The sequence below is a fragment of the Paraphotobacterium marinum genome (assembly GCF_002216855.1).
GTDB classification, from domain to species: domain Bacteria; phylum Pseudomonadota; class Gammaproteobacteria; order Enterobacterales; family Vibrionaceae; genus Paraphotobacterium; species Paraphotobacterium marinum.
This window is the reverse complement of record NZ_CP022355.1, coordinates 851,253-870,652: the sequence shown is the minus strand read 5'-3', so window position 1 is coordinate 870,652 and position 19,400 is coordinate 851,253. Positions and strand designations below refer to the sequence as shown.

At 37.6% G+C, this 19,400-nt stretch carries 10 protein-coding genes, 3 tRNA genes and 3 rRNA genes; 7 read left to right on the top strand and 9 right to left on the bottom strand.

Annotation, left to right across the window (positions count from 1 at the left end):
• The first annotated feature begins 119 nt into the window (after positions 1-119).
• Genes gltB through CF386_RS04575 form a run of 4 tightly spaced genes read left to right on the top strand, consistent with a single transcriptional unit; the run spans position 120 to position 7,518 of the window.
• A complete protein-coding gene (gltB, locus tag CF386_RS04590) occupies positions 120-4,571 on the top strand; it encodes a glutamate synthase large subunit (RefSeq protein ID WP_089073245.1) in 4,452 nt (1,483 codons plus the stop codon).
• Between the two features lie 18 nt (positions 4,572-4,589).
• On the top strand, positions 4,590-5,993 hold the full coding sequence (locus tag CF386_RS04585; protein ID WP_089073244.1) for an FAD-dependent oxidoreductase: 1,404 nt from the start codon (positions 4,590-4,592) through the stop codon (positions 5,991-5,993).
• Between the two features lie 20 nt (positions 5,994-6,013).
• Positions 6,014-6,697: a 5'-methylthioadenosine/adenosylhomocysteine nucleosidase gene (locus tag CF386_RS04580; RefSeq protein ID WP_264080482.1), complete on the top strand. Its 684-nt coding sequence runs from the start codon at positions 6,014-6,016 to the stop codon at positions 6,695-6,697.
• Entirely contained in the window at positions 6,694-7,518 is an 825-nt protein-coding gene (locus CF386_RS04575; protein ID WP_089073242.1) for a helical backbone metal receptor, read from the top strand. Before CF386_RS04580 ends, CF386_RS04575 begins: the two co-directional genes overlap by 4 nt.
• Here the strand turns inward: CF386_RS04575 and tyrS are convergent.
• From tyrS to clcA, 3 genes are all read right to left on the bottom strand, one after another.
• Positions 7,510-8,703 carry a tyrosine--tRNA ligase gene (tyrS, locus tag CF386_RS04570; RefSeq protein ID WP_089073241.1) on the bottom strand — a complete coding sequence of 398 codons (1,194 nt, stop codon included), beginning with the start codon at positions 8,701-8,703 and terminating at the stop codon, positions 7,510-7,512. The two genes, CF386_RS04575 and tyrS, sit on opposite strands and share 9 nt — an antisense overlap.
• Before the next feature lie 14 nt (positions 8,704-8,717).
• The gene (erpA, locus tag CF386_RS04565) at positions 8,718-9,059 is read right to left on the bottom strand and encodes an iron-sulfur cluster insertion protein ErpA (RefSeq protein WP_089073240.1); all 342 of its coding nucleotides are present in this window, start codon (positions 9,057-9,059) and stop codon (positions 8,718-8,720) included.
• A 73-nt stretch (positions 9,060-9,132) separates the two neighbouring features.
• Entirely contained in the window at positions 9,133-10,521 is a 1,389-nt protein-coding gene (clcA, locus tag CF386_RS04560) for a H(+)/Cl(-) exchange transporter ClcA (protein WP_089073239.1), read from the bottom strand.
• Between the two features lie 132 nt (positions 10,522-10,653).
• Between clcA and hemL the strand changes: the two genes are divergently transcribed.
• From hemL to CF386_RS04545, 3 genes are read left to right on the top strand one after another with little or no spacing between them, the layout of a single operon-like run.
• Positions 10,654-11,946: a glutamate-1-semialdehyde 2,1-aminomutase gene (gene hemL, locus CF386_RS04555; protein ID WP_089073238.1), complete on the top strand. Its 1,293-nt coding sequence runs from the start codon at positions 10,654-10,656 to the stop codon at positions 11,944-11,946.
• A complete protein-coding gene (locus CF386_RS04550; protein ID WP_089073237.1) occupies positions 11,947-13,041 on the top strand; it encodes an AI-2E family transporter in 1,095 nt (364 codons plus the stop codon).
• Between the two features lie 10 nt (positions 13,042-13,051).
• The gene (locus CF386_RS04545) at positions 13,052-14,110 is read left to right on the top strand and encodes a methyltransferase (RefSeq protein WP_089073236.1); all 1,059 of its coding nucleotides are present in this window, start codon (positions 13,052-13,054) and stop codon (positions 14,108-14,110) included.
• 88 nt (positions 14,111-14,198) lie between these two features.
• Here the strand turns inward: CF386_RS04545 and CF386_RS04540 are convergent.
• The 6 genes from CF386_RS04540 to CF386_RS04515 form a co-directional block, all read right to left on the bottom strand.
• Positions 14,199-14,275: transfer RNA gene (locus CF386_RS04540), tRNA-Asp, on the bottom strand.
• A 13-nt stretch (positions 14,276-14,288) separates the two neighbouring features.
• A 5S ribosomal RNA gene (gene rrf, locus CF386_RS04535) occupies positions 14,289-14,404 on the bottom strand.
• 91 nt (positions 14,405-14,495) lie between these two features.
• A 23S ribosomal RNA gene (locus CF386_RS04530) occupies positions 14,496-17,387 on the bottom strand.
• Between the two features lie 215 nt (positions 17,388-17,602).
• A tRNA-Ala gene (locus tag CF386_RS04525) sits at positions 17,603-17,678 on the bottom strand.
• Between the two features lie 37 nt (positions 17,679-17,715).
• Positions 17,716-17,792 (bottom strand) — tRNA-Ile (locus CF386_RS04520).
• A gap of 62 nt (positions 17,793-17,854) precedes the next feature.
• Positions 17,855-19,396 (bottom strand): 16S ribosomal RNA (locus CF386_RS04515).
• Together the 16S, 23S and 5S rRNA genes with 3 tRNA genes alongside form the textbook arrangement of a ribosomal RNA operon.
• Positions 19,397-19,400 lie beyond the last annotated feature (4 nt).

Sequence of the window (19,400 nt, the reverse complement as noted above, 5' to 3'; positions counted from 1 at the left end):
ATGGTTAGATGAATTTAATTTTTTGTTCAATTCATAAGAAAATAACATAAAACAATTAATATCAAAAAATAAATGGATAAAATTTTGAGATTAATTCAAGAACACAACAGGCAGAAGAAATGACTCTTTATAATAATAAACATGAAAAAGATAACTGTGGTTTTGGTTTAATGGCTCAAGTAGATGGTATTCAAAGTCATAAAATTATTAGGACTGCAATACAGGCCTTAGATAGGATGACACATAGAGGTGGTATTGCATCAGATAACAAAACTGGAGATGGCTGTGGTTTATTAATTCAAAAACCTAAAAGATTCTTTGATGAGGTTGCTCAAGAAAACAATTGGATTCTTTCAAAAGAATATGCAATTGGTATGTTCTTTTTTAATACCGATGTGAAATTAACAAAAGAAGCAAAACTTTGCATCGCAGAAGAACTTGAAAAAGAGACTCTATTTATTCAAGGTTGGCGAACAGTACCCACGAATGAAAAAGTTCTAGGCGAAATAGCTCTAGCAGAACTTCCAACAATAGAGCAAGCCTTTATAAATGCACCGGCTGGTTGGTCTAATGATGACTTAAATAGAAGATTATTTATTGCTCGTAAAAGAATCGAAAATAGACTATCTCATGACAAATTATTTTATATTTGTAGCCTTTCATCTAATATAGTTGTTTATAAAGGTCTTTGCTTGCCTGAAGACTTACCTAGATTTTATGCTGACTTATCAGATATAAGACTTGAAACATCTATTTGTCTTTTTCATCAGAGGTTTTCAACTAATACTCAACCTAAGTGGCCATTAGCGCAACCATTTCGATATTTAGCTCACAATGGCGAAATAAATACAATTACTGGTAACAGAAACTGGGAAAAAGCCAGAGCTTACAAGCTTCACTCTCCAATCTTACCAGACCTCCAATCAGCTAAGCCATTCGTCAACCAAGAAGGTTCAGACTCTTCAGCACTAGATAATATGTTAGAGGTTTTCTTATCTGGTGGTATGGATTTATTTAGAGCAATGCGTATGCTAATTCCACCAGCTTGGCAAAACAATAACCTTATGGATGAAAATTTAAGAGCATTTTATGATTTTAACTCAATGCATATGGAGCCTTGGGATGGTCCTGCTGGTATAGTCATGTCAGATGGAAGGTATGCGGCTTGTAATCTAGACAGAAATGGACTTAGACCAGCCCGTTATGTCATAACAAAAGATAATTTGGTTACCATTGCATCTGAAGTTGGGATTTGGGACTATGAACCAGATGAGGTTTTGAAAAAAGGCAGAATCGGACCTGGCGAACTTTTGGTCATTGATACCCATAAAAAAAAGATTTGGTTGTCAAATGAAATTGATGAAGAGTTAAAAAAAAGACACCCATATAAAGAGTGGATGGATCAATGTGTTCATAAACTTATTCCATTTGAGGAACTCGATCATAACTTGAGTGGTCGGAGAGAGAAAACATCGGATGATCTTCTTGTATACAAGAAAAATTTTAATGTTTCACTAGAAGAAATTGAAAATGTAATTAGAATCATGGGGGAAAATGGGCAAGAAGTGACATCATCCATGGGTGATGATACTCCAATGGCGGTTCTTTCTTCAAAAATAAGACCAATTACCGATTACTTCAGACAAAAATTTGCACAAGTTACAAACCCACCTATTGACCCACTCAGAGAAAAACATGTCATGAGTCTCTCCACTAATATTGGCAAAGAGATGAATGTTTTTTCTGAAACAGATGGGCATGCCTTTAGAGTCTCTTTTAAAACGCCAGTTTTGTTATATTCTGATATGAGACAGCTATTGGGTCTTGATCAATTACACTATAAAAGCTCTAAAGTCAGTCTCCAATACAACCCAGCTCAACAAAGTCTTAAGATGGCAATCTGTGAACTAACTGAGAAAGTAATAGAACAAGTGAAGAACAATGCAGTTTTAATTATAATTTCAGATAAAAATTTACATAAAAATTTTAACACAATTCCTGCAGCAATGGCTGTGGGTGCAGTTCATAAAACACTTGTTAAGGAAAACTTAAGATGTGATACAAATATCATCGTTGAAACTGCCTCAGCTAGAGACCCTCATCAATTTTCTGTTCTGCTAGGTTTTGGTGCTACAGCGATTTACCCATATCTTTCATATGAAATACTTGCTGAACTCATCGATTCAGAGGTCATCAAACTTGGTTATAAAGATGTGATGATAAATTATAGAAATGCTATCAACAAGGGTTTACTTAAAATAATGTCCAAAATGGGTATTTCAACAATTTCATCATACAGATGCTCACAACTTTTTGAAGCAATTGGTATTCATGATGATGTAATCTCTTTGTGTTTTGAGGGAGTAGATAGCAGAATTTCAGGTGCCAATTTCAGTGAGTTTAATGAAGATCTCTCAGTTTTAAGTCAGAGTGCTTGGGATGAACTAGAGCCTGTCAGTCGTGGTGGGCAATTAAAATATACTTTTGACGGTGAGTTTCACGCATATAATCCCGATGTTATTTCACTTCTTCACAAATATACTAAATCCAATCAGGATAAAGATTATATTCAATATGCAAAGCAAATAAATGAAAATAATATCTCAAGTCTTCGCAACTTACTTGAACTTTCAACAAAGAGGCAACCCATTGAGTTGACTAAGGTTGAACCAAAACAAAATATATTAGAACGTTTTGATACTGCAGCCATGTCAATTGGAGCACTGAGTCCCGAGGCTCATGAAGCCCTGGCAATAGCAATGAATACAATTGGCGGAAATTCAAATTCAGGCGAAGGTGGAGAAGACTCCAAACGATTTAATACAATCAAAAATTCAAAAATAAAACAAGTTGCATCAGGTAGATTTGGTGTCACTCCTCATTACTTAATGAATGCTGAGGTGATCCAAATCAAAGTTGCGCAAGGTGCAAAGCCAGGAGAAGGAGGTCAATTACCAGGACACAAAGTAACTCCTGAAATTGCAAAGCTCAGATTTTCTACTGTTGGTGTCACTTTAATATCTCCTCCGCCACATCATGATATCTACTCTATAGAGGACCTTGCTCAATTAATTTTTGATTTAAAGCAATTAAATCCATCTGCATTAATTTCAGTTAAACTTGTTTCTGAACCTGGTGTAGGAACAATTGCTGCAGGTGTAGTTAAAGCTAATGCAGATATGATAACGATATCGGGTTATGATGGAGGTACTGGTGCGAGCCCGCTATCATCTGTTAAACATGCTGGAAGCCCATGGGAGCTTGGTTTGGCTGAAACACAACAAGTTCTTGTTAAAAATAAACTTAGACATAAAATTAGATTACAAGTTGATGGTGGACTAAAAACTGGTCTAGATGTCATCAAAGCTGCCATTCTAGGTGCTGAAAGTTTTGGTTTTGGGACTGCTCCTATGGTAGCCCTAGGTTGTAAATATCTTCGTATATGTCACTTAAACAATTGTGCTACAGGTGTCGCAACTCAAGATAAAGTATTAAGAGATAATTTTTTTAAAGGTCTCCCAAATCAAGTGATAAATTTTTTCACTCATATATCTGAAGAAGTTCGTCAAATATTAGCAAATTTAGGCGTTACTCAATTAAATGAAATTATTGGTAAAACAGAATATCTCAAGGTAATTGAAGGATTAAACCAAAAACATAATAATTTAAATCTAAATTCTATTCTTTATAGAGAGAAGAGTAATCTACTTTATCAAACAACTAAAAATAACCCAATAGATGAAGGTATTTTAAATAAAAAAATCTTGGATGCTTTTATTAATAATTTAGATAATTCATTTTCAAGTCAATTTAATTTTAATATTAGAAATACAGATCGTTCAGTTGGTGCATCTTTATCTGGTTTTATTTCAAAAAAATTTGGTGCCGAAGGATTAATAAAAAAGCATGTAAACATTAACTTTACTGGAACTGCTGGACAATCATTTGCCTGTTGGAACTCAAATGGTATGAATATGAATTTAACTGGCGATGCTAATGATTATGTTGGGAAGGGAATGAATGGTGGAACAATTATAATTAAACCTCCTATGGGGTCGAGTTTTAAAACTAATGAAACACCAATAATGGGTAATACTTGCTTATATGGAGCAACCGGTGGACAATTATTTGCATCAGGCATGGCAGGAGAACGTTTTGCTGTTCGTAATTCTGGTGCGCTAGCTGTTATAGAGGGCGTGGGGGATAATGCTTGTGAATATATGACTGGAGGCATTGTTGTTATCCTTGGAAAAGTAGGGATAAACTTTGGTGCTGGAATGACTGGGGGGTTTGCGTATATTCCAAAAATTAAACATGGGCTTAATATAGTAAATGATGAATTTATAGAGTTAATCGAATTAGACGGGTTAAATATCCATAGAGAGCATCTTAGAGGCTTGATTTTTACACATGTAGAAAAAACTCAATCCACATTTGCTAATGATATTTTGAATAATTTTGATAAATTTGTATCTGATATGCTCCTTGTAAAACCTAAACTTGCAGATATAAATACACTTTTAGGTCATGAAAGTCGTTCCAAAAACGAAATTCACTTTCAAGCACAATAATCTAGAGGAGAAAAAATTATGGATCAGAATATTTATCAGTTTATTGATGTTAAAAGAATAGAACCAACTAAAAAAAATATAAATAAGCGAAAAAAACAATTTGTTGAAATTTATGAGGATGTTTCTGACAAACAAGCGAAATCACAAGCAGACAGATGTCTAGACTGTGGTAATCCATATTGTCAATGGAAATGTCCTGTTCATAACTATATTCCGCAATGGTTAAAATTAGCTAATGAAGGAAGGATTATAGAAGCTGCTGAGCTTGCTCATCAAACAAATTCTTTGCCTGAAGTTTGTGGTCGAGTTTGCCCGCAGGATAGGCTATGTGAAAGTGTTTGTACATTAAATGATGATTTCGGTGCAGTAACAATCGGAACAATTGAAAAATATATCGTTGACACTGCATTTAAACTTGGCTGGAAACCTGACTTATCAAAAGTAAATAAGATGGGTAAAAAAGTAGCTGTTGTTGGCGCTGGTCCTGCAGGACTTTCATGTGCCGATATCCTTTCTAGAAATGGGGTGGATGTCCATGTCTTTGATCGATATCCTGAAATAGGCGGCTTATTAACATTCGGAATACCAGCATTTAAACTGGATAAAAACATTATTAAAAATAGAAGAACTATTTTTGAGGAAATGGGAGTTAATTTTCATCTTAATACTGAAATAGGTAAAGACTTACAATTTTCGCAACTATTAGATGAATATGATGCTATTTTTTTATCGGTAGGGACATATAAAAGCTTAATACCTCAATTTCATGATCCTAAATTACAAAATGTCACTAATGCCCTACCTTTTTTAGTAACTCAAGGTTATAAAAATATTGGTTTAGAAAAGCAAGATTACGACTTGAGCCAAATTAAAAACAAAAATGTTATTGTTTTAGGTGGTGGCGATACAGCTATGGATTGTGTAAGAACCTCTATTCGTTTAGGTGCAAACTCAGTAAAGTGCATCTACAGAAAAGACAGGGAGACAATGCCAGGATCGAAACAAGAAGTTCAAAATGCTATTGAGGAAGGTGTTGATTTTAAATTTAACTTACAACCTATAGAGTTTTTAAGTGATGGTGAAACTGCTCATGGCGTTCAATTTCACAAAACTTATTATGATGAAATCAAAAAAGAATTTATCACTAAAACAGACGAGATAATTGAACTTCATGCTGATGTTATAATTGTCGCTTTTGGTTTTAGACCTCATAATTTAGAGTGGTTAATAAACCATAACATTGAACTAGAAAATAACGGTACTATAAAAGTTTCAAAACAACATCTCAGAGAATCTCAAACTACAAATAGTAAAGTATTTGCTGGAGGAGATATGGTAAGAGGTTCTGATTTAGTTGTAACGGCAATAAGCGATGGTAGACTTTCTGGCAAGAATATTATTAAATACCTCAAAAGTAATTAAAAAGAGATATCAATGAAAATATTGGAATAATTGGCGCAATGCCTCAAGAAGTAGAGATTATTAAAAATAATATCAAGAACCTCAAAGAAACCAAAATTGGTGGGTGTAAGTTTTTCACCGGGACTATCTTAAGTCATAAAGTTACATTAACTCAATCGGGAATAGGCAAAGTTGCAGCAACAATTGGTACTACTATTCTTATTGAAAATTTTAAGCCTGATTTTATTATCAATACAGGCTCAGCTGGAAGCTTAAAAGATCATTTCTGTATTGGCGATGTTGTTGTTTCAACAAATGTAACCCATCACGATGTTGATTTAACAGCGTTTGGGTATGCTAAAGGGCAATGTGCTCAATTACCCATTCACTATAGCGCAGATAAAAACTTAATCGATCAACTAAAATCTGTTTTGGCGCAAGAAAATCAAAATTACCACTTTGGCTTGCTTTGCAGTGGTGACTCCTTTGTAGCATCTGAACATGCAACTTTAAAAATTAAGAAAGATTTTCCAGAGGCTATAGCAGTTGATATGGAGGCTGCTGCAATTGCTCAAACTTGTTTTATGTTTGATGTTCCATTTGTGGTCTTAAGGGCAATATCTGATGGTGCAAATAATGACTCGTCAATGACATTTGAAGAATTTCTTCCAATAGCATCAAAAAATTCATCTAAAATCATATTAATGCTTCTTGAAAACTTATGATACGTATTATTATTTCTTTCTCTATAATAATTTGTTTAAATTGTTATGGAGAAAGTTTCTTTGTCGCAAAGCGTGTTATTAGTTTATCACCACATTTAACTGAGCTAGCTTACTCTGCTGGAATGGGACAAAACTTAGTTGGTGTTAGTAGCTATAGTGATTATCCAAAACAAGCCAGCTTCATTCCTGTTGTAGCAAACTACAATGGAATAAATATCGAGAAAGTCTTAAGACTAAAACCTGACTTAATTCTTGCTTGGAGTGGAGGTAATTCCCCTAAACAAATTGAGCAACTTAAAAAATTTGGTATAAAAATTTTATATTCAGATCCTAAGAATATTAATGATATAATTGATACTGTAAAAGAACTCAGTCATTACGTCAAAAACAAAAGAGTTGCTTATAAAAATATAGAATCGTTCCAAGAAAAGCTACAGAAAATTAGGAGTAAATATCCTACCCTACATCATTTTAGATACTTTTATCAAATGTCTTCAACAAACTTGATAACATCTAGTGGAAAAAGCTGGCCAAATGCTATATTTTCTTTTTGTGGTGGCACAAATATTATTAATGAAGTAAAAGATAGTTATCCTGTGGTCAATAAAGAGTTGGTTATTCAAAAAAAGCCAAATATTATTTTTTCTGTGCAATCCAAAGAAGATATCTTGTCCTATTGGAGTAATTGGAAAGATATACCTGCAATAAAAAATAAAAATATAATTAAAGTTAACAGTAATATTTTATCTAGGCCAACATTTAGAATATTAACCCAAATAAAATATATCTGTAAAAAAGTACAAGAATCTAGTTTAGCTTAAGAAAACTTTTGCAAATTTTCGTTTACCAACTTGTATAACATACTCTCCTTTCTCTAATGAAGCTGTTGTTGAGGCAATCTTTTCTCCATCAATTTTCAGAGCTCCCTGCTTAATCATTCGCATTGCTTCTGATGTAGACTGACACAAATTTGATAACTTTAAAATTTGCGGCATAGTTAAGTTCAAATTTAATTTAAACTCTTGAATGTCATCAGGAATTTTTCCTTTTTTAAATTGATCAATAAAGTTAAGTTCAGCTTTATCAGCTTCCTCTTCTGAGTGAAATCTAGCTATAATCTCCTTAGCTAAAAGAACTTTGACATCTTTTGGATTTTTCCCTGCTATAACGGCACTACGTAACTTAGAAATTTCTTCTGTAGATTTAAATGATAAAAGATCAAAATATTGCCACATTAACTCATCTGATATAGACATCAACTTACCAAACATATCGTTAGGTGATTCGTCAATTCCAATATAGTTATTGGCAGATTTAGACATTTTTTTAACGCCATCTAAACCAATCAATAATGGCATGGTCAGAATAACTTGAGGTTCCTTAGAGTTGTGCTTTTGGAGCTCACGCCCCATTAGTAAATTAAATTTTTGATCAGTTCCACCAATTTCAATATCTGCTTCAAGTGCTACAGAGTCATAACCTTGAAGTAATGGATATAAAAATTCATGAATACTTATTGCCGTTCCTTCTTGGTATCTCTTTTTAAAGTCATCACGCTCTAACATGCGAGCTACAGTTTGACTTGAGGATAATCTTAACATTCCCTCTGCACCTAAAGCTGTAAGCCACTCAGAGTTAAATACTACATCTGTTTTTGAAGGATCAAGAATTTTAAAAATTTGCTTTTCATAAGTCTTGGCATTTTCCAACACTTGTTCTCTGGTTAACGGTGGTCTTGTAACATTTTTTCCAGTTGGATCTCCAACCATTGCAGTGAAATCACCAATTAAAAATTTAACAGTATATCCAAAATCCTGTAATAACTTCAATTTATTCAAGACAACTGTATGACCCAAATGAAGATCAGGTGCCGTTGGATCTGCACCTAGTTTTACGACTAATTTTTTTTTCTGCTTTAACTTGTTAATTAATTCAACTTCAGGCAAAAGTTCTTCAATGCCTTTTTTAATTTCTTTTAACTTTACACTTATATCATTATCATTCATCAAGTTTACCAATTTTAAATACTAAAAGAAGCACCACAGCCACATGTTGTTGTTGCGTTGGGATTATCAACAAAAAATCTAGAGCCTTCAAGACCCTCAGTATAATCTACTGTTCCACCCACTAAATATTGTAAACTCATCGGGTCAATAATAAGAGTTACTCCATTGTTCAGTATTTTAATATCACCCTCATTTTCGGATTCATCAAAAGTAAAGCCATATTGAAACCCACTACAGCCACCACCAGTTATAAAAACTCTCAACATTAGATTGTTATTTTCTTCTTCTTCGATGAGTACTTTTACTCTACTAGCGGCTTTGTCAGAAAAGTTAATAGGTAATTCACTTGAAGACATAGCTACCTCACATTAATAAAAGAATTAATTATGTAATTATCCAATAATCTAAGGTGATATTCAAGCCTTAAGCTTAAGTACTTGATTGTCTCTCTTTTTCTTGCTCAATTTTTCTTTTGAGTAACATCGAGTAAATAGGTTTACCACCCAACGCTTGTGCTAACATTGTCGCACCCAAAGTAGTGATGATGAGAGGTAGAATTATATTGTAATGGTGCGTGAGCTCAATGACTAGAAGAACTCCCGTCATTGGCGCTCTAACTGTTGCGGCAAAAAGAGCTCCCATCCCAGCTATTGCAAAAACACTAGGAGACAAATTGAATGTGGGAAATAAATAAACGGCAACAATACCAAAACACATGCCAAATAAAGTTCCTAAAGCTAACATTGGTGCAAAAATGCCTCCAGGTGCTCCTGAGCCGAAGCATAAAAGAGTTACAATAAGTCTCAAGGCGAATAAAATAAACAAAAATGCTATTCCATGAATTCCAGAAGTTAAACTTGGGATAATTTCAATACCCCCTCTTGTTATTTCAGGAAAATAAAAAAGAAAAATTCCAAAACATCCCCCCATTGTAGATACAATGTACATATAATATTTAGGATATTTATTTTGAATACTTGAAAAAACATTTTGAAATAATGTTACAAGTTTATTAAAAAAAACGCCAAAAACACCAAACAAACAACCTAACAATAAAAAAAGCCACAAAGACTGAACGGGTGGTGTTATATTATCAGGAATGATAATTTCCGCAGAAGGTCCTCTAAAATAATTTAAAACTATAACCGCAACGACTACAGATATTGTTACTCCTTTAATAGAAATAAAACTATATCTGAATTGAGGCCTCATTTCTTCAATTACAAACATAATACCTGCTAGGGGCGCATTAAAAGCAGCAGCTAGTCCGCCAGCTGAGCCTGATGCTATTAAGGCATGTCTTACATCTTTATCTTTTAATCGAAATAAGTCAAAGAGCATACAACCAATATTTCCACCAATTTGAACTGTGGGACCTTCTCTACCTAAGACCATCCCAGAACCCAATGCAGCTATACCACCTAAAAATTTAACTGGCAATACACGCCACCACCTCACAGGCCTTATATCATCAAGAGCTCCTTCTATTTCAGGGATACCTGATCCTGATGCTTCAGGTGCGAACTTGAAAACTAACCAATAGCTAAAATAAGCCAAAACAAAGCTTATCAAAAAGGATAATACACTGATAAGAAAAAAGTTTTGGACGCTCACATCAAATGAATTTACTCTATATTGAGTTAACCAACCTATTATTAACTGAAATGCAGTTGCTGCAAATCCAGTAAGCAGACCTGTTAAACATGATAACAAAAGTGTAGACAATGGAATTTTCCTAACCGAAAAAAACCTCCTTACAAGTCTACTAGGTTGATTTCTATTATTGTTATTTAATTCATTTGATTCATCTGTTATCATTGTGGCATATAAACCTAATCGAGATACATACAACTTTGGAAGTTGCAAGCTAAAATAATTAGCATGATCTTAACAAAAAGATGCAGATCTTCATAGTTTAATTTTCAATTTTATTATAGGAATTTTAACAACATGAACAATTCAGAAAAGTGCTTTCAACAAGCAAAATTATCCATACCTGGTGGTGTAAATTCACCTGTTCGTTCATTTAGTAGCGTAAAAAGAAATCCACTTTTCATTGATTCCGCTAAAGGTGCTTATGTATTCGACATCGATGGCAATGAGTATATAGATTATGTTGGTTCCTGGGGACCTATGATTTTGGGTCATAACCATCCCAAAATACAAGAGGCAGTTATCAACGCAACAAATAAGGGTTTAAGTTTTGGTGCCCCCACTAAGCCAGAAATAACAATGGCTGAATTAATCAAAAAACATATATCTTCGATTGATAAGGTTCGAATGGTTAACTCAGGTACTGAAGCCACTATGAGCGCTATTCGTTTAGCTCGAGGATATACAGGCAAGAGCAAAATTATTAAATTTGAAGGCTGTTATCATGGCCATGTAGATAGTCTTTTGGTTAAGGCTGGTTCGGGTGCTTTAACTTTTGGAAAACCAAGCTCTGCCGGCATCCCAGATGATACAACTAAAGATACGTTAGTGTGTCAATTTAATGACATTAAATCTGTAGAACAAGCTATAAAAAATAATGAGAATGAAATTGCTGCCCTAATTATTGAGCCAGTTGCTGGAAATATGAACTGTATTTTACCAAAAGATAATTTCCTCAAGAAAATCAGAGAATTATGTAATCTTAATAAGATTATCTTGATTTTTGATGAAGTAATGACTGGGTTTAGAGTTAATTATAAAAGTGCACAAGGATATTATGATGTTCAACCAGACTTAACTTGTTTAGGAAAAATTATCGGAGGTGGTTTACCTGCCGCAGCTTTTGGTGGCAAAAGTGAAATCATGGATATGTTAGCCCCTAATGGTCCTGTTTATCAAGCGGGAACTTTGTCTGGTAATCCTATAGCAATGGCTGCGGGAACAGCTTGCTTACAAACATTAATGAATGAAAAAAATTTTAAGGACTTAGATCATAAATCAAAATCTTTGACATCAGGATTACTAACAGTAGCAAATGATTATAAGGTGCCTTTTAAAACATCTCAAATCGGTGGTATGTTTGGTTTATTTTTTACAAATCAAGAATCTATTTCTACATTTAAAGATGTTAATCAATGTAATCAAGAACATTTTTTGAAGTTTTTTAATGAGATGTTAGATCAAGGTATCTATCTTGCGCCTTCTTCCTTTGAGGCTGGTTTTATTTCATTAGCTCATACTCAAGATTTAATTGAACAAACTATTAATGCATCAGAAACTGCTTTTAAAGAAATAGCTAAAGTTATATAAATGAATAAACAAAAAAAATTCCAAATGGAAACAAAACACTGGGTTTTAATCATACTTTTATTGATAAGTATAACCGCTTGCTATTATTTGGTCTTACCTTATATAAATGCAATTATTTTTGCTTTTATTTTATCGTTATTATGTTTTCCTCTTCATCAAAAAATAAACAAGCTGTTTAAAAATAAGCCTAATATTAGTGCAGTAATTACCTGTTCAATAATAACATTTATTTTAGTAATACCTTTTTTATTTATTTTCATGGCTGTAGTTAATCAAGGCAGTGCTTTCACAGATAGCTCTTATAAATGGCTTTCAAGTGGCGGTCCTAAAAGCTTGTTAAATCATCCTTATGCACAAAAAATAATTGATTACATCAATCACAGTGTACCCTTTTTGAACATTAACATACAAACTATAATTCATAAAATTACTGAAGTTGCATCTCAGCTAGGAAGTATGCTACTAAACTTCAGTGCAAAAATATTAAGTGATGCAACCAGTTTTTTTATTAATTTTTTCTTAATGTTATTTGTTTTATTTTTTATGTTGAGAGATAACAATAAAGTTATTGATACTCTTCGTCACTTAATACCCCTTACAAGAAGTCAAGAGGATGAGTTATTAAATGAAATTACTAAAGTATCAAAGTCAGCAATATTAGGTTCTTTTCTAACAGCTCTAGCGCAAGGTTTTTTTGGTGGGGTCGCTATGTATATTGTTGGTTTTCCTGGTTTTTTCTGGGGAACTGTTATGGCTTTCACATCTTTCATTCCCCTTATTGGAACAGCACTTGTATGGATACCAGCAAGTCTCTATCTTTTATTTTTAGGTGATTGGCAATGGTCATTATTCTTAGCTATTTGGTCAATTTTAATTGTAGGATCTATTGATAATTTTTTGAGACCTATCTTAATGAAAGGTGGTAACGCAGGAATGAATACTATTCTAATATTTTTTTCTATAATGGGAGGTATCCAACTTTTAGGCTTAATTGGCATATTATATGGTCCTATTATATTTTCTATTACGATAGTGTTATTTAAACTATATAAGATTGAGTTTAAAACATTTTTAGATCATCAAGATAAAAATTGACTTGTTAATTATGGTTATAAAACAACAAACACAAAAAGTATCTACAACTCAAAAATTAATTTCAAGAAACTTATCTCTTTTTAAAGACAAAAATGTTTTGGTGGTAGGCGCTATTCCAGATTTGAGCTTTCTAGAAATCAACAAATCTATCAATGCCTTGGAAGTTTTTACAACTAATTTTTGTATATATAAACAATTAAGTGGTCAAAACATTAAAGCGACATTTGATCATGTATACAAAAAAGCTTCTTCTAACAAAATAGATTTGATAATTTTTTATTGGCCTAAATCAAAAAAAGAAGCTGAATATTTAATGGCAACTATTTTAAATGAGTTCAGTAAAGATGTGGAAATATTTTTTATCGGTGAAAATAATAGTGGTATAAACAGCCTTAAAAAAGGGAGAGACTATTTATCAAATATAAAAAAAATTGATAATGCTAATCGCTGCTCACTATATTATTCGATATCAGTTTCTACTCTAAAATATAGACAATTTAATATAAATAATTGGTTTGAGAGCTTTTCTTTTGAAAAGCAGAATACCAAACTTAAACTAAAGTCTTTACCTGGAGTTTTTTCACATGGTAAAATTGATATTGGAACAAATATTTTATTAAAGTATTTAAGTACTGATCTTTTGACGGCAACAAATATTTTAGATGTTGGCTGTGGTTGCGGCATAATTAGTTTATTTTTAAAAAGCCTTTACCCTAATGCAAAGATAACAGCAGTTGATATAAGTGCTTTAGCGTTAAAATCAACAGAAGAAAGCTTTAGGATAAATAATTTCACTGGAGAGTTTTTTCCTAGTGATGTATATTCCGAAGTTTTTGAAAACCAATATGATTTGATTGTAAGTAACCCTCCCTTCCACAATGGATTAAATACTTTTTATGAATCTGCAGAAAGCCTAATTATTGAAGCAAAAGAAAAACTTCAAGGCAATGCTCAGTTGCTAATAGTCGCTAATAGTTTTCTTCCATATTTAGAACTATTAAATAACTATTTTAAAAACAATGCTAAAGTCGTTGAAGAAAAAGGGTTTTCAATATTCAAAGCTTATTAGAACATTTTTAATTACTACTTTAATGCAGGGGATTCATACTGACATTCTTAAAGTAATTAAATGTTTTTTGAAATCTTTTAAGAAATAGTGGCGGAGCGGACGGGACTCGAACCCGCGACCCCCGGCGTGACAGGCCGGTATTCTAACCAACTGAACTACCGCTCCGTAAAAAAGGGAAGCTTGGCGATGACCTACTCTCACATGGGGAATCCCCACACTACCATTGGCGCAATTACGTTTCACTTCTGAGTTCGGCATGGGATCAGGTGGTGCCATAATGCTATGGTCGCCAAGCAAAATTTGTTTACAATTCGAAAAGCTGACTCTGCAATACACATCAAGATCTTTATATCTTTAAAATCCTGCAAAACCCCTTGGGTGTTGTATGGTTAAGTCTCACGGGCAATTAGTACAAGTTAGCTCAACGCCTCACAACGCTTACACACCTTGCCTATCTACGTCGTAGTCTCCAACAACCCTTTAGGATACTTATAGTATCAGGGATGACTCATCTCAGGGCTCGCTTCCCGCTTAGATGCTTTCAGCGGTTATCGATTCCGAACTTAGCTACCGGGCAATGCTACTGGCGTAACAACCCGAACACCAGAGGTTCGTCCACTCCGGTCCTCTCGTACTAGGAGCAGCCCCCTTCAATCATCCAACGCCCACGGCAGATAGGGACCGAACTGTCTCACGACGTTCTAAACCCAGCTCGCGTACCACTTTAAATGGCGAACAGCCATACCCTTGGGACCGACTTCAGCCCCAGGATGTGATGAGCCGACATCGAGGTGCCAAACACCGCCGTCGATATGAACTCTTGGGCGGTATCAGCCTGTTATCCCCGGAGTACCTTTTATCCGTTGAGCGATGGCCCTTCCATTCAGAACCACCGGATCACTATGACCTGCTTTCGCACCTGCTCGAACCGTCATTCTCGCAGTCAAGCGGGCTTATGCCATTGCACTAACCTCACGATGTCCGACCGTGATTAGCCCACCTTCGTACTCCTCCGTTACTCTTTGGGAGGAGACCGCCCCAGTCAAACTACCCACCAGGCACTGTCCTCACCCCAGATTATGGGGCTAAGTTAGAACATCAAACATACAAGGGTGGTATTTCAAGGTTGGCTCCACGATAACTGGCGTCACCGTTTCAAAGCCTCCCACCTATCCTACACATGTAGGCTCAATGTTCAGTGCCAAGCTGTAGTAAAGGTTCACGGGGTCTTTCCGTCTAGCCGCGGGTACACAGCATCTTCACTGCGATTTCAATTTCACTGAGTCTCGGGTGGAGACAGCGTGGCCATCATTACGCCATTCGTGCAGGTCGGAACTTACCCGACAAGGAATTTCGCTACCTTAGGACCGTTATAGTTACGGCCGCCGTTTACCGGGGCTTCGATCAAGAGCTTCGTCCGAAAACTAACCCCATCAATTAACCTTCCGGCACCGGGCAGGCGTCACACCGTATACGTCATCTTTCGATTTTGCACAGTGCTGTGTTTTTAATAAACAGTTGCAGCCACCTGGTATCTGCGACTCTCAACAGCTCCAAGAGCAAGTCTCTTCACCGTCAAGAGCGTACCTTCTCCCGAAGTTACGGTACCATTTTGCCTAGTTCCTTCACCCGAGTTCTCTCAAGCGCCTTGGTATTCTCTACCCGACCACCTGTGTCGGTTTGGGGTACGATTTCTTATAATCTGAAGCTTAGAGGCTTTTCCTGGAAGTATGGCATCAATAACTTCACTGCCGTAGCAGCTCGACATCAAGTCTCAGCCTAACAATGACCCGGATTTACCTAAGTCATTAGCCTACACTCTTGAACCTGGACAACCGTCGCCAGGCCTACCTAGCCTTCTCCGTCCCCCCATCGCAATTATAAAAAGTACGGGAATATTAACCCGTTTCCCATCGACTACGCCTTTCGGCCTCGCCTTAGGGGTCGACTTACCCTGCCCCGATTAACGTTGGACAGGAACCCTTGGTCTTCCGGCGAGGAAGTTTTTCACTCCCTTTATCGTTACTCATGTCAACATTCGCACTTCTGATACCTCCAGCAGACTTTACAATCCACCTTCAACGGCTTACAGAACGCTCCCCTACCCAGCAATGCTAATGCACGCTGCCGCAGCTTCGGTGTATAGCTTAGCCCCGTTAAATCTTCCGCGCAGGCCGACTCGACCAGTGAGCTATTACGCTTTCTTTAAATGATGGCTGCTTCTAAGCCAACATCCTGGCTGTCTAAGCCTTCCCACATCGTTTCCCACTTAGCTATAACTTTGGGACCTTAGCTGGCGGTCTGGGTTGTTTCCCTCTCCACGACGGACGTTAGCACCCGCCGTGTGTCTCCCGGATAGTACTTACTGGTATTCGGAGTTTGCAAAGGGTTGGTAAGTCGGGATGACCCCCTAGCCTTAACAGTGCTCTACCCCCAGTAGTATTCGTCCGAGGCGCTACCTAAATAGCTTTCGGGGAGAACCAGCTATCTCCAGGTTTGATTGGCCTTTCACCCCTAGCCACAAGTCATCCGCTAATTTTTCAACATTAGTCGGTTCGGTCCTCCAGTAAGTGTTACCTCACCTTCAACCTGCCCATGGCTAGATCACCTGGTTTCGGGTCTAATCCTAGCAACTATTCGCCCAGTTAAGACTCGGTTTCCCTACGGCTCCCCTATTCGGTTAACCTTGCTACTAAAATTAAGTCGTTGACCCATTATACAAAAGGTACGCAGTCACCCCACGAAGGGGCTCCCACTGCTTGTACGTACACGGTTTCAGGTTCTATTTCACTCCCCTCACAGGGGTTCTTTTCGCCTTTCCCTCACGGTACTGGTTCACTATCGGTCAGTCAGGAGTATTTAGCCTTGGAGGATGGTCCCCCCATATTCAGACAAGATGTCACGTGTCCCGTCCTACTCGATTTCATTATCATTGCGCCTTCAGCTACGGGGCTATCACCCTGTACCGCAGAATTTTCCAAAACTTTCGCCTAGCACAATGAAAACTTAAGGGCTGGTCCGGTTTCGCTCGCCGCTACTACCGGAATCTCGGTTGATTTCTTTTCCTCGGGGTACTTAGATGTTTCAGTTCCCCCGGTTCGCCTCCTAAACCTATGTATTCAGTTTAGGATAACTGCTTATGCAGTTGGGTTTCCCCATTCGGAAATCGTAGACTCAAGTGGCTCTTACTGCCTTATCTACGCTTATCGCAAGTTAGTACGTCCTTCATCGCCTCTGACTGCCAAGGCATCCACCGTGTACGCTTAGTCACTTAACCATACAACCCCAAAGGGTCTCACGTATGTCTAAACAACCAAGGTTCTTTGTTTCGCCGGATCTTAAAAATACAAGACACTTGATGTGTTTTGCTTTTTGAGAACTCTTCTAACTTTCGTTAGAATTATTTTACTAGTCAGCTTTCCAAATTGTTAAAGAGCTATGGTTTTCAAAAAAACCAATTCCTAAAATGTCTCTATCAAACATCTTAGGAATTGGTGGAGCTAAGCAGGATCGAACTGCTGACCTCCTGCGTGCAAGGCAGGCGCTCTCCCAGCTGAGCTATAGCCCCATGAAACCATGGTTAAGATATGATACCAATAAAATATTGGTGGGTCTGAGTGGACTTGAACCACCGACCTCACCCTTATCAGGGGTGCGCTCTAACCAGCTGAGCTACAGACCCATATCTTTGTTCTTCATTACTAAATAATCTGTGTGGACACTGCATCAATATAGTCTTTAAGGTAAGGAGGTGATCCAGCCCCAGGTTCCCCTAGGGCTACCTTGTTACGACTTCACCCCAGTCATGAACCACACCGTGGTAAACGCCCTCCCGAAGGTTAAGCTATCTACTTCTGGTGCAGCCCACTCCCATGGTGTGACGGGCGGTGTGTACAAGGCCCGGGAACGTATTCACCGTGGCATTCTGATCCACGATTACTAGCGATTCCGACTTCATGGAGTCGAGTTGCAGACTCCAATCCGGACTACGACATACTTTATGGGATTCGCTCACTCTCGCGAGTTGGCAGCCCTCTGTATATGCCATTGTAGCACGTGTGTAGCCCTACTCGTAAGGGCCATGATGACTTGACGTCGTCCCCACCTTCCTCCGGTTTATCACCGGCAGTCTCCCTGGAGTTCCCACCCGAAGTGCTGGCAAACAAGGATAAGGGTTGCGCTCGTTGCGGGACTTAACCCAACATTTCACAACACGAGCTGACGACAGCCATGCAGCACCTGTCTCAGAGTTCCCGAAGGCACCCTTCTATCTCTAAAAGGTTCTCTGGATGTCAAGAGTAGGTAAGGTTCTTCGCGTTGCATCGAATTAAACCACATGCTCCACCGCTTGTGCGGGCCCCCGTCAATTCATTTGAGTTTTAATCTTGCGACCGTACTCCCCAGGCGGTCTACTTAACGCGTTAGCTCCGAAAGCCACGATTCAAGATCACAACCTTCAAGTAGACATCGTTTACGGCGTGGACTACCAGGGTATCTAATCCTGTTTGCTCCCCACGCTTTCGCATCTGAGCGTCAGTCTTTGTCCAGGGGGCCGCCTTCGCCACCGGTATTCCTTCAGATCTCTACGCATTTCACCGCTACACCTGAAATTCTACCCCCCTCTACAAGACTCTAGTTTACCAGTTCCAAATGCAATTCCCAGGTTAAGCCCGGGGCTTTCACATCTGGCTTAATAAACCGCCTGCATGCGCTTTACGCCCAGTAATTCCGATTAACGCTCGCACCCTCCGTATTACCGCGGCTGCTGGCACGGAGTTAGCCGGTGCTTCTTCTGTTGCTAACGTCAAATGATAACGCTATTAACGCTACCACCTTCCTCACAACTGAAAGTACTTTACAACCCGAAGGCCTTCTTCATACACGCGGCATGGCTGCATCAGGGTTTCCCCCATTGTGCAATATTCCCCACTGCTGCCTCCCGTAGGAGTCTGGACCGTGTCTCAGTTCCAGTGTGGCTGATCATCCTCTCAAACCAGCTAGGGATCGTCGCCTTGGTGAGCCCTTACCTCACCAACTAGCTAATCCCACCTGGGCTAATCCTAATGCGAGAGGCCCGAAGGTCCCCCCCTTTGCTCCGTAGAGATTATGCGGTATTAGCCATCGTTTCCAATGGTTATCCCCCACATTAGGGCATATTCCCAGGCATTACTCACCCGTCCGCCGCTCGTCAGCAGGAGAGCAAGCTCTCCCCTGTTACCGCTCGACTTGCATGTGTTAGGCCTGCCGCCAGCGTTCAATCTGAGCCATGATCAAACTCTTCAATTAAAGT